Source organism: Microbacterium ulmi, from assembly GCF_011759705.1.
In the GTDB taxonomy this organism is placed as follows: Bacteria; Actinomycetota; Actinomycetes; order Actinomycetales; family Microbacteriaceae; genus Microbacterium; species Microbacterium ulmi.
In genome coordinates this window covers 176,891-187,998 of sequence record NZ_JAAOZF010000001.1, presented here as the reverse complement: position 1 = coordinate 187,998, position 11,108 = coordinate 176,891, and the positions used below count along the sequence as shown (strand labels likewise).

10 protein-coding genes are annotated in these 11,108 nt (G+C 71.1%); 2 read left to right on the top strand and 8 right to left on the bottom strand.

Features of this window, described 5'->3' with window-relative positions; translation table 11 throughout:
* Positions 1 to 35 precede the first annotated feature (35 nt).
* The 4 genes from FHS08_RS00895 to FHS08_RS00880 form a co-directional block, all read right to left on the bottom strand.
* Positions 36 to 482: a hypothetical protein gene (locus tag FHS08_RS00895; protein ID WP_167034623.1), complete on the bottom strand. Its 447-nt coding sequence runs from the start codon at positions 480 to 482 to the stop codon at positions 36 to 38.
* Positions 483 to 571: 89 nt separating this feature from the next.
* The gene (locus tag FHS08_RS00890) at positions 572 to 1,129 is read right to left on the bottom strand and encodes a TetR family transcriptional regulator (RefSeq protein ID WP_167034621.1); all 558 of its coding nucleotides are present in this window, start codon (positions 1,127 to 1,129) and stop codon (positions 572 to 574) included.
* Between the two features lie 165 nt (positions 1,130 to 1,294).
* Complete coding sequence (locus tag FHS08_RS00885) at positions 1,295 to 2,905, bottom strand: AMP-binding protein (protein ID WP_167034619.1); 1,611 nt, start codon at positions 2,903 to 2,905, stop codon at positions 1,295 to 1,297.
* Positions 2,906 to 3,046: 141 nt separating this feature from the next.
* Positions 3,047 to 4,120, bottom strand: coding sequence for a Glu/Leu/Phe/Val dehydrogenase family protein (locus FHS08_RS00880; RefSeq protein ID WP_167034617.1), 1,074 nt, complete (start codon positions 4,118 to 4,120; stop codon positions 3,047 to 3,049).
* 277 nt (positions 4,121 to 4,397) lie between these two features.
* On the opposite strand from FHS08_RS00880, the gene FHS08_RS00875 reads away from it, so the two are divergent.
* Together FHS08_RS00875 and FHS08_RS00870 are read left to right on the top strand one after the other, a co-directional pair.
* Entirely contained in the window at positions 4,398 to 5,195 is a 798-nt protein-coding gene (locus tag FHS08_RS00875) for a methyltransferase domain-containing protein (protein WP_167034615.1), read from the top strand.
* A 34-nt stretch (positions 5,196 to 5,229) separates the two neighbouring features.
* On the top strand, positions 5,230 to 5,706 hold the full coding sequence (locus tag FHS08_RS00870) for a YbaK/EbsC family protein (RefSeq protein WP_167034613.1): 477 nt from the start codon (positions 5,230 to 5,232) through the stop codon (positions 5,704 to 5,706).
* A gap of 60 nt (positions 5,707 to 5,766) precedes the next feature.
* Here the strand turns inward: FHS08_RS00870 and FHS08_RS00865 are convergent, their stop codons facing one another.
* Genes FHS08_RS00865 through FHS08_RS00850 form a run of 4 tightly spaced genes read right to left on the bottom strand, consistent with a single transcriptional unit; the run spans position 5,767 to position 10,973 of the window.
* The gene (locus tag FHS08_RS00865) at positions 5,767 to 7,674 is read right to left on the bottom strand and encodes a glycogen debranching N-terminal domain-containing protein (protein WP_167034611.1); all 1,908 of its coding nucleotides are present in this window, start codon (positions 7,672 to 7,674) and stop codon (positions 5,767 to 5,769) included.
* Positions 7,671 to 8,573, bottom strand: coding sequence for a carbohydrate ABC transporter permease (locus FHS08_RS00860; protein WP_167034609.1), 903 nt, complete (start codon positions 8,571 to 8,573; stop codon positions 7,671 to 7,673). The genes FHS08_RS00865 and FHS08_RS00860 overlap by 4 nt, the downstream gene beginning before the upstream one ends.
* The gene (locus FHS08_RS00855; RefSeq protein WP_167034607.1) at positions 8,570 to 9,715 is read right to left on the bottom strand and encodes a carbohydrate ABC transporter permease; all 1,146 of its coding nucleotides are present in this window, start codon (positions 9,713 to 9,715) and stop codon (positions 8,570 to 8,572) included. The genes FHS08_RS00860 and FHS08_RS00855 overlap by 4 nt, the downstream gene beginning before the upstream one ends.
* 1 nt (position 9,716) lies before the next feature.
* On the bottom strand, positions 9,717 to 10,973 hold the full coding sequence (locus FHS08_RS00850) for a sugar ABC transporter substrate-binding protein (protein WP_167034605.1): 1,257 nt from the start codon (positions 10,971 to 10,973) through the stop codon (positions 9,717 to 9,719).
* Between the last annotated feature and the right edge of the window lie 135 nt (positions 10,974 to 11,108).

Below are 11,108 nucleotides of genomic sequence, written 5' to 3'. Positions count from 1 at the left end.
GGCCCGCACGATCACGTGCGACGACCGGCCACTCGTCAGCGGCGACGCGCCTTCTTCGCCGTCGGGAAGAGCTCGCGCAGGCGGCGCCGGCTGAGGATGATCCCGACGGCGAGGATGAGCGCTCCGCACACCGCCTGCTCGATCTTGATCCACAGCGGGAACTCGCCCGGGGCGACGATGAGCAGCACGACGCCGGCGGGGATCAGGAACGACAGCAGCCGGAGCCGGCGATAGGCACCCGCACGACCTCGCGACGCGAAGACGGCGAGGAGGTAGAGGATGATCGCGGCGGCGACCACCGCGACGCTGCGGATCCAGACCACGGTGTTCACGAGCTCGGCGTGCGACTGCTCGACGAAGGCGAAGGCGACAGCGGCGATGCTCACGATGAGAAGGACGGCGAGAAGCGCGCGCACCGCGGCGAAGGACCGGCGGATGCGGGGGTGAGCGAGACCTGGCTGCTCGGATGTGACGACGGTCATGGGATTCCTCTCGGGGTGGGGTGGACGCGCCGGCGGGCGCGCCGGACGGCACCGCGCGGATGCGCGGCGGCGGGCGGAGCGGGTCGAGGTCAGTCCGGGCGGACCGCCCGATCGAAGAGGTCGACGAGCTGTTCTCCGCACGCGACGAGATCGAGCTGCGGGGAGTGGGCGAAGCGTGTGACGGTGCTGTCGATGGCCGCCCGCACAGTGGCTGCGAAGGTCGGCGCGTCGAACGAGCGCATGACGCCGTCGCGCTGCGCGTCGAGGAAGAGGCTCACGAGCAGGTCCTCGGCTTGGTCGGTCGTGCTGTCGGCAGCGGCCGTGCCGGCGGCGAGCACGGCGACCGCCGTCCGTGCGTAGTCCGGGCGTTCGGCGAGGAACGCGAGGTTCGAGCGGATGTACGCCGCGAGCTTCTCGCGCGGCGAGCGGGCAGCCGCGATCACGGGCGACATGACCTCCCCGGCCTGCCCGATGACGTGCTGCAGGACGGCCTGCAGGAGCGCTTCCTTGGAGTCGAAGTGGTAGGAGATGAGCCGGGTGCTGGAGAGCCGGGCGTGCTCGCGGATGCGCGCGAACGTCGCGCCGGCGACGCCTTCGCGCGCGATCACCTCGATGGTCGCCGCGATGATCTGAGCCCGACGGTCCACGCGCGGAGCCACGGACGGAGTTACTTGCATGAGTAAGAGTATTACTCAGTTGAGTAAATCCGTCAAGGCCGGGGCGGGTCGTGAGTGCCCCGCGCTCCGACAGACGCGGATGCCGCGCCCCCCGGCTTCGGTCGGGGGCGCGGCATCCGGCGGCTGAGGTCGAGACTACGCCACGGGCACGGCCTCGCGCGCCCGCAGATCCTTGCGCAGGATCTTGCCGGCGCTGGACTTGGGGATCGCGTCGATGAACTCGACGCGCCGCACCTTCTTGTGCGGTGCGACCTGTCCTGCGACGAACGTCATGACCTCGTCCTCCGTGAGGCCGGAGTCGGGACGTGCGACGACGTACGCCTTGGGGATCTCCTGCCTGTCGTCGTCGAGCACTCCGATGACGGCGGCATCGAGGATCTTCGGGTGCGCGAGCAGCAGCGCCTCGAGCTCGGCGGGCGCGATCTGGTAGCCCTTGTACTTGATGAGCTCCTTGACGCGGTCGACGATCGAGAACCACCCGCCCTCGTCGACGATCGCGACGTCGCCCGTGTGCAGGAACCCGTCGGCGTCGAGCGTCTCGGCCGTCGCTGCGGGCTGATTGAGATAGCCGAGCATGACGTTGGGGCCCTTGACCCACAGCTCGCCCGGGCGGGTCTGGCCGTTCTCGCCGAACTCCGTGATCTCCTCGCCCGTCTCCGTGTCGACGAGCTTGCACACGATGTTCGGCAGCGGCACGCCGACCGAGCTGACCGGGATGTCGTCGCGCTGGAACGGCATGGCGTGGGAGACGGGGCTGAGCTCGCTCATGCCGTAGCCCTGCATCATGCGGGCGTGGATGCGGCGGCCGGCGAGCTCGGCCGTCTCGCCGTCGAGAGGAGCGGCGCCCGAGAACACCGTGTGCACCGTCGAGATGTCGAACTGGTCGACGATCGGGTGCTTCGCGAGCGCCACCGCGATCGGGGGAGCGATGTAGAGGTACGTGCAGCCGAAGCTCTGGATGTTGGTGAGGAATTCGACGAGGTCGAACTTCGGCATCGTGACGAGGCTCGCCCGCTGGCGCAGGGCCAGGTCCAGCAGCACCGTCATGCCGTAGATGTGGAAGAACGGCAGCACCGCGAGGACCCGGTCGGAGTCGCGCAGGTCGATGTTGACGCGGCTCTGCTCGACGTTCGCGACGAGGTTTCGGTGCGTGAGCATGACCCCCTTGGGGATTCCCGTCGTGCCGGAGGAGTACGGCAGCACGGCGACATGCGTCGCGGGATCGAACTCGACGTGCGGCGCGGGCTGCATCTCGACGATGAGCTCGCGCAGGCTCGGGTGCCCGGGTGCGGCTGAGGAGCCCGCGCCGTCGAGCACGATGAGGCGCTCGTCCGGGATGCCGACGGCCGCCGCCGCGGCCTCGGCCTGCGGCAGCAGCGGCCCCACCGTGATGAGCCACGTGGCACCGGCATCCTTCAGCTGCTTCTCGATCTCGCCCGGCGTGTACAGCGAGTTGATCGTCGTGACGGTGGCGCCGGCCCGCAGGATGCCGTGGAAGACCGTCGCGAACGCGGGGACGTTGGGGCACAGGAGCCCCAGGACGGTCTGCGTGCCGACGCCGCGCGCCGCGAGGGCGCCTGCGAACGCGTCGACCTGCATGCGCAGCGCTGCGTAGGTCGTCTCGGCGCCCGTCGCGGGGTCGATGAGGGCGATGCGGGCGTCGTCCTGCGCCGTGAGGGAGCCGAACAGGTAGTCGTAGACGCTGAGCTCTGGGATCTCGACATCCGGGAACGGGCTGGTGAACACGAAGTCTCTCCCTTGATTCAACGTGTCGCACGCGTGAGCGGCGACTCGGCGACACTGCCGAGTGCGATCATCATGTCACACGCACACCGCCCCGATGCGACCGAGTGCCGCGTGAGGAGGCACCGGGTCGCATCCGGGCGGTCAGGCGCCGACGCTCTCCCGCGCTCCCGCCGCGAGCCGAGCGGCGGCGAGGTCCTCGGCCGCCGACAGGGGAGTCACGCCGCGGGCGTGCGCGTCGTCGAAGACGCGGCGCAGCGTGTCGCCGATCCCGAGGATGCGCTCCATGATCTCGGCACGCGTGCCCAGGCGCCTGGCCTCGAGATCCAGGTGGATGACGCCCCCCGCGTTGACGACGAAGTCGGGGGCGTACAGGATGCCGCGCTCGGCGAGCCGGACGGCCCCCGAGCGGTCGGCAAGCGGGTTGTTCGCAGGGCCGCACACGGCCCTCGCGTCGAGCGCGTCGATGACGTCGTCCGTCAGGAGGCCTCCGATGCCCGCGGGGACGAACACGTCGGCGGGCGCGAGGTGCTCGGCTCCGGGCTCGCTCCACGTCGCCCCGAGCTCGCGCGCGAGGTCGCGCTTGGCAGGGTTCACGTCGGTCACCGTGAGGATCGCGCCCTCCGCCGCGAGCCGCACCGCGAGGCGGCTGCCGACCTGGCCGAGACCCGACACCGTGATCCGTCTGCCTGCGACATCCGCCGAGCCCGTGACGCGCTCGAGGGTCGCGCGCAGCGCCGCGTAGACGCCGAGGCTCGTGGGGCCCGCCGGCTCGCCCGAGCCGCCGACGGCGTCGGGGAGGCCGACGACGTGGTCGGTGCGCTCGCTCACGACGAGCATGTCGTCCGTGGTCGACCCGACGTCCTCCGCCGTCAGGTAGCGGCCCTGCAGCGACTCGACGGCGTCGCCGAGGTCGAGGAACGCGGCGCGACGGCGCTCCGCGTCGAGCGTCGCCCCTTGCTCGAGCCCGATGACGGCCTTGCCGCCGCCGGCGTCGAGACCCGCCGCCGCGTTCTTCAGCGTCATCGCCGCCGACAGGCGCAGGGCGTCGCCGAGGGCGTCGCTCCAGTGCGGATAGGTCCACAGGCGCGCGCCGCCGAGGGCGGGGCCGAGCACCGATGAGTGCAGCGCGACGGCGATGAACAGGCCGCTGCGCCGGCCCGTCACGGCCTCCACGCGCTCATGGACGAAATCGGGCAGGGACAGGTGGTGCGACATCGCGATCCTCTTCCGGCTGGCCTTGTGGGCTGTGCGCTTCGGATGCCGCGGCGTTGCGGCATCCCTTCCCATGAGATCACCGCACGGCGAGCCGATCAACGCGTCGACGCGAGACTGAGCACTTCGCGCGAGCTGGGGGTTCGGCGATGCCGTCCGCTCAGCACAATGCACGTCTCGCGTCGACGGTGCTCGGGCCTGCCGGTGTCGGGCATGCCAGGTGCGGTCGCCGACGAGGCGTCGGCGCGGCCCGGGTGCCGTGCGCCCCTAGGCTGGGCGGATGGCAGAGGCGTACACGCACGGTCACCACGACTCGGTCCTGCGCTCGCATGAGTGGCGCACGGCGGAGAACTCGGCGGCCTACCTCCTCCCGCGCCTGCGGCCCGGCCTGCGGGTTCTCGACGTCGGCGCCGGCCCCGGGACGATCACGATCGACCTCGCGCGGCTCGTCGCGCCGGGCGAGGTGCGGGGAGTCGACGCCGCCCACGACGTCGTCGCGAAGGCCGCGGCGCTCGCGGCCGAGCGCGGCATCCCGAACCTGACGTTCGCCGTCGACGACGCCTACGCGCTCGACGCGCCCGACGGCGCGTTCGACGTCGTGCACGCCCACCAGGTGCTGCAGCACCTCGCGCGACCCGTCGACGCGCTGCGCGAGTTCCGGCGCGTGCTCGCCCCCGGCGGGGTCGTGGCTGTGCGCGACGTCGACTACGAAGGCGTCATCTGGCATCCGCGAGTACCCGCGCTCGACGAATGGCTCGGCCTGTACCTGCGCGTGCACCGCAGCGTCACGGGCGAGCCTGCCGCCGGCCGCGTGCTCAAGGCGTGGGCGCGCGCGGCAGGATTCGCCGAGGTCGAGCCGTCGGCATCCGTGTGGCTGTTCGAGTCTCCCGGCGACCGCGCGTGGTGGGGCGGGATGTGGGCCGACCGGGTCCTGCACTCGGCGTTCGCGAGGCACGCGCGCGCCCTCGGCGCCGATGACGCGGCGCTGCAGCGCATCGCCGACGGCTGGCGCGAATGGACGGCCGCGGAAGACGGCTGGATCCTCGTGCCGCACGGCGAAGTCCTCGCGCACGGCTGAGCGGGTGCGCCGGGCGCGACCGTAGGCTGAGGGGATGACCGCGCACCTTCCGGCCCGCAGCCGAGTCGTCCACGACGCTCTCCGCGCCGCGGGGATCGCCGGCGAGATCGTCGTGCTCCCGGATGCCGCCTCCACGGCGCCCCTCGCGGCTGCCGCTCTCGGAGTCGACGTCGGGGCGATCGCGAACAGCCTCGTGTTCTGGTCCGACGGCGAGCCGCTCCTGGTCATGACGAGCGGCGCGCACCGCGTCGACACGGCGGCGCTCGCGCAGCGCGTCGGCCGCGAGCGGATCGCGCGTGCGACACCCGACCAGGTGCGCGAGGCGACGGGTCAGGCGATCGGCGGCGTCGCGCCGACGGGGCATCCTGCGCCGCTCACGACGCTCGTCGACGAGGCTCTGGCCGCCTACCCCCGGATCTGGGCTGCGGGCGGCACGCCGCACACGGTCTTCCCGCTCACGTTCGACGAGCTCGTGCGGCTCACGGACGGAGCCGTCGTCAAGGTCGACTGAGGCGACGACGCGCGGGCCGACGGGCACGCTGGTGGGCGCCGGAGCGCGGGTCGCTGTCGCTCAGCGGTCTCGCACGATGTCCAGGCACGCGATCGCGGCGGCAGCCGACCACGCCTGCGGGCGGCACGCGGCGGGATACGGCACGGGGACGGGCGTGACGTCGATGCCATCGCCGGAGTGCAGCTCGGGAACGCGGAAGTCGAACGCCTCCGCGGCGGTGAGCAGTCCCTCGACGAGCGTGAGCGCCTGATCGCGGCATCCCGCACGCGCCATGCCGCGCGCCACGATCGCCGTGTCGTGCGCCCACACGCTCCCGCCGTGATAGCTGAGCGGCCAGTATCCGGCCGCCGCGGTCGACATCGTCCGCAGGCCGAATCCCGACGACATGGACGGACCCACGAGCAGCTCCGCGACGGCGGCCTCGCCGGCGGGATCGAGCAGGCCGGTGCCCAGCAGGTGGCCCGGGTTGCTCGTGAGCGTGTCGACGGGCCGGCCGTCGCGGTCGAGGGCGACGGCGGGGTAGCGCCCCTCGTCCGTCGTGATCCAGAAGCGCTCCGCGAAGCGCTCGCGCAGACCCGCGGCCCACGCCCGGACCTCGTCGCCTCCTCCTTCGCCGAAGCGATCCAGCAGCGCCGCGCCGCTCAGGGCCGCCTCGTACGCATAGCCCTGCACTTCGCACAGCGCGATCGGCCCCTGCGCGAGCGACCCGTCGCGCCACTGGATCGAGTCGCCCGAGTCCTTCCACCCCTGGTTCGACAGCCCGTGACCGGACTCGTCGTGGTAGTCGAGGAAGCCGTCGGGGCCGCCGCAGGCGAGGATCCAGTCCAGCGCGGCGCGCAGGTTCGGCAGGAGTGCGCGCACCTCGTCGTCGGGCATGCCTGCGGCGGCGGCATCCGCCAGGGTGCACACCCACAGCGGCGTCGCGTCGACGCTCCCGTAGTAGACGGGCGGGAGCGAGACGCCCTCGCCGGGGATCTCCAGTTCGCCCGAGCGCAGCTCGTGAAGGATCTTGCCCGGGTCGGCCGCCGCCGCGACGTCCTTCCGCGTGCCCTGCAGGCTCGCGAGGACGCGCAGCGTGGATGCCGAGATCCCGACGTCGACGGGCAGGAGGAGCCGCGCCGCCCACAGCGAGTCCCGTCCGAACAGGGTCAGGAACCACGGCGTGCCCGCCGCGAGGAACTCGTCCGGGCTGCCGGGAAGCGTGAGCCGCAGGGCATCGAGGTCGGACAGCGCGCGCGCGATCCACCGACGGAGCCGGGGGTCGAGAGCAGGCTGTCCCCCCGTCGTGCCGGCCGGCCATCGCGCCGTGCTCGTCGTGCCTGCCACGACCAGCCCCGGATCGTCGAGGCGCAGCCACCACTCCAGCGTCTGCTCCTCGTCGGGCGCGCAGTCGAGCTCCCACGCGACCGTGACGCAGTCGGTCCCGTCGTCGACGTCGATCGTCGCGTGCGGCGCCGACAGTGTGAACGCGGCCGCGGGGCATGCGACGCGCACGACGTCGTGCTCGACCTCGACGACGGGCATGCGCGGCGCCACAGTTCCCGCCTTCACCTCCTGCAGCGGCGCGAACTCGGGGACGAACGTGAACCTGATCGTGCCCTCGAGATCGGCGTCGGCGTGCGAGCGCACCGTGAGCCGCTCCCGGACGAGCCCGTCCTCGACCGTGCGATCTCGTTCGAGGCGCACCTTCGGATCGGTCGATGCGTCGTCGACCCCCCGCAGGAGGCTCGTGAAGACGACGCGCGACGCGCTGTGCGTCGCGACGGAGATCGTCTCCGGACGCAGCCAGGCCCCCGAGCCGGCCGCCGCGTACACGAGCCGGGACTCGTGCACGAACCTCGTGTCGCCGTGGTAGATCCCGTCGATGGCCCCGTCGCCGAAGTCGCCGTCGCGGCCCGACCAGACCTGCGTCGGCGCCCGCAGCACGATGACGGCGTCGGAGAGGAAAGGCTGCAGGCCCTCCGTCATCCCTTGACCGCCCCTTCGCTCGTGTTCATGATGCGCCTCTGGAAGATGAAGAACAGCACGGCGACGGGGACCGTCATGATCGCGGCGGCGGCCATCTGCAGCGGGAACTGGTTGCCCTGGCCGAGTCCGCCCGCTGCGAGGCCCGCGACGCCCTTCGTGAGGGTCGTGAGCCCCGGCGACTGCGTCGACACGATGAAGTGGTTCAGCTCGTTCCACGATCCCTGGAACGACAGGATCAGGATCGTCACGAGCGCCGGTCGGGCCATGGGGAGCACGACCGACCAGAACGTGCGGAACGTGCCGGCGCCGTCGATGCGGGCCGCCTCCTCGACCTCGACGGGGATCGACTCGAAGAAGTTCTTCATGATGAACACGCCCGCCGCGTCGACGAGGAGCGGGAGGATCATGCCCGCGTACGTGTCGAAGATCCCGATCTGGTTGAGCACGAGGAAGCGCGGGATGAGCAGGATGACGCCCGGCACCGACATCACCGCGACGACGAGCGCGAAGATGACGGCGCGGCCCCGGAAGTGCAGGCGTGCGAGGGCGTAGCCGGCGAGCGAGACGAAGAACACGCGGCCGATCGTCACGCAGATCGTGACGATCGTCGAGTTCATGAACCAGACGGGGTAGTCGCTGCGCGTGAACAGGCGCTCGTAGGCCGCCGTCGTGAAGTAGTTCGGGATGAGGTTGAGGGGACTCTGGGTCGCCTCGGCATCCGTCTTGAACGACGTCGAGACCTGCACGAGGAACGGATAGATGTAGATGGCCGCGAGGACCACGAGCACCACGTAGAAGAGCGCCTGGGAGAGGACGCGCGCCGGCGGCATCCGACGCTTCGCCCGCAGGGGAGGCTCGACCAGGACGGCGGCCTCGTCGAGCGTCGCCGGCGCGGTCATCTCGCGTCTCCCACGGGCGGCACGGCGGTCTTCGGAGACACCTGGTAGAGCCGGGCGCGTCGCTTCGAGACGGGGCGCTCGCGCAGCACCCAGCGCTGGAAGGCCGTGAAGGCGATGATGATGAGGAACAGGATGAACGAGATGGCGGCGCCGATGCCCCACCGCTGATTCTCGAACGCCGCCTGATACGACAGGAACGCGGGCGTGAGCGTCGTCTTGACGGGGTCCCCCTGGCTGCCCACGAAGATCATGTCGAACACCTGCCACGTGGAGATCAGCCCCAGCGTCAGGACCGTGAACAGCGTCGGCCGCAGCTGCGGAAGCGTGATGTGCCAGAACCGCTGCCACGCGTTCGCCCCGTCCACCATGCCCGCCTCGCCGAGCTCGACGCCGATGTTCTGCAGCGCTGCGAGGAACAGCAGCATGAACGTGCCGCTCGTCGTGAAGACCGCCATGAGGATGAAGGCGAACATCGCGACCGACGGGCCTGCGGACCATTCCCACCACGTCACGCCGAGGAAGCGGTTCTGGGTCATCCAGTCGGGCCCGGCGTTCGCACCCGTCGCGCCGAGGGCGATGTGGACGAGCCCGCGCGGATCGCGGAACCAGTTCGGGCCGTTGACGCTGAACCACGAGAGCACGGCGTTGACGACCCCGTTGACGTTGAACAGGAACATCCACAGCACCGTGATGGCGACGCTGCTCGTGATGGATGGGAAGTAGAAGGCGGTGCGGAAGAAGCCGACGGCCCGTGTCGCGGCACGGCTCACGAGCAGCGCGAGGGACAGGGCCAGGATCGTCTGGAGGGGCACGACGAGCACCACGTACCACCCGTTGTTGCGCAGCGAGAGCCCGAAGTCGCGCGTCGGCAGGCCGCCGTCGACCGTCACCGCGCGGTAGTTGTCGAGCCCGACGAAGCTCACGTCGCCCGACAGGGGGCTGCCGCGGCCGCGCCAGTCGGAGAAGCTCACCCACAGCGCCATGACCACGGGCAAGAGCAGGAAGACGCCGAGGATGACGATGACCGGCGTCACGAAGACCCAACCGGCGAGACCCTCCCGGCCCCGGATCCCCGTGCCGCGGGGGCGTGGGGATCCGGGCTGCCCGCGACCTCTCGCGGGCGCCTCGGCGGTCGTGGTCATCTCAGCCGCCGACCACGGCTTCGAGGTTGGTCTGGACCGAGCTCAGGATCGCCGACGGATCGGCCGTCTTCAGACCCTGCAGCTGCGAGTTGAAGTCGGCGATGACGTCGTTGACGCCTTCGTTGGTCGGGATGCCGATCGCGTAGTCGGCGCCGCGCAGGAACGCGACGAGGTCGGGGTTGTCGGACTCCCACTCGTCCGCCGCGGACTGGATCGACGGCATGGGTCCGAACGCCTCGGAGAAGGCGAGCTGCTGCTCCGTGCTCGTCAGGAACTCGATGAGATCGAGCGCGGCGGTCTGGTTGGGGCTGTCGGCGGCCATGCCCCAGCAGTTCGTGAACTGCAGCGTGCCCTGTCCCGCGGGGCCCGCAGGCAGCTCGGCGACGGTGTAGCCCACGTCGGGGTAGTCCGCCGACATCGCGCCGGTGATCCAGTTGCCCTCGATGACCATCGCGGCCAACTGCTTTCCGAACGCCTCGCCGCCCCAGCCCGCGCCGAGGTCGGTCGCGAAGGCGAAGGTGCCGTCGGTCAGATGCTGCTTGACGTGGTCGAGCGCTTCGGCGTTCTCGGTCGAGTCGGCGACGGCCTCCGTGCCGTCCTCCGAGACCAGCCGGCCGCCGTTCTGCGCCATGAACGTGCCGACGCGCTGGTACTCGGGGCCGAAGCCGAGCCCGACGGCGCCCCCCGTCGTCAGCGTGGCCGCGACGGCGTCGAGCTCGTCCCAGGTCGTCGGGATGTCGTCGTCCGTCAGTCCCGCGGCCTCCCACAGCGACGTGTTGATGATGAGGGCGAGGGTCGAGAAGTCCTTCGGCGCACAGTAGAACGTGCCGTCCACCGTGAAGTTCGCCACGAGCGACGGATAGAAGTCGTCCTTGTTCTCCAGCAGGTCGCCGTACGGCTGGATCGCCCCGCTCGCGATGAACCCCGCCATGAAGTCGGGGCTCAGGTAGAAGACGTCCGGCGGCGATCCGCCCGCGAAGCCCTGCGCGAGCTGCTGGTTCAGGTTGGTGGCCGCGACGACGCTCGCGTCGGTTCCCGAGTCGGCCGCCCACGCCGCGACGGCATCCTCGACCGCGGCCGTCTCGGCCTCGCCGCTCGACCCGATCATGACCGTGAGGGCGTCGTCCGAGCTCGTCAGCCCGCCGTCGCCCCCGCCGCCGCCGTCGTCGAATCCGGACCCGCATCCGGACAGGACGAGTGCTGCGCTCGCGGTGACGGCACCGAGTCCGGCCAGCCGCGCTGCTGTGCTCCGATTCATGTCAATCTCCTTCGGTGTGCGCTTGCCGGCGAGGGTCCGCCGATGCACGAATTCGATCTCTCACGTCCGTGCCTGCAACATATGTCTGCCCCGAGGACGTGTCAACGGGACTTGCGAACGGCCGGTCAGAGCCGG

Coding starts and splice junctions, on each gene's coding strand:
- FHS08_RS00895 (WP_167034623.1), bottom strand. CDS start 482: ATGACCGTCGTCACATCCGAGCAGCCAGGTCTCGCTCACCCCCGCATC.
- FHS08_RS00880 (WP_167034617.1), bottom strand. CDS start 4,120: ATGTCGCACCACCTGTCCCTGCCCGATTTCGTCCATGAGCGCGTGGAG.
- FHS08_RS00875 (WP_167034615.1), top strand. CDS start 4,398: ATGGCAGAGGCGTACACGCACGGTCACCACGACTCGGTCCTGCGCTCG.
- FHS08_RS00870 (WP_167034613.1), top strand. CDS start 5,230: ATGACCGCGCACCTTCCGGCCCGCAGCCGAGTCGTCCACGACGCTCTC.
- FHS08_RS00865 (WP_167034611.1), bottom strand. CDS start 7,674: ATGACGGAGGGCCTGCAGCCTTTCCTCTCCGACGCCGTCATCGTGCTG.
- FHS08_RS00860 (WP_167034609.1), bottom strand. CDS start 8,573: ATGACCGCGCCGGCGACGCTCGACGAGGCCGCCGTCCTGGTCGAGCCT.
- FHS08_RS00855 (WP_167034607.1), bottom strand. CDS start 9,715: ATGACCACGACCGCCGAGGCGCCCGCGAGAGGTCGCGGGCAGCCCGGA.
- FHS08_RS00850 (WP_167034605.1), bottom strand. CDS start 10,973: ATGAATCGGAGCACAGCAGCGCGGCTGGCCGGACTCGGTGCCGTCACC.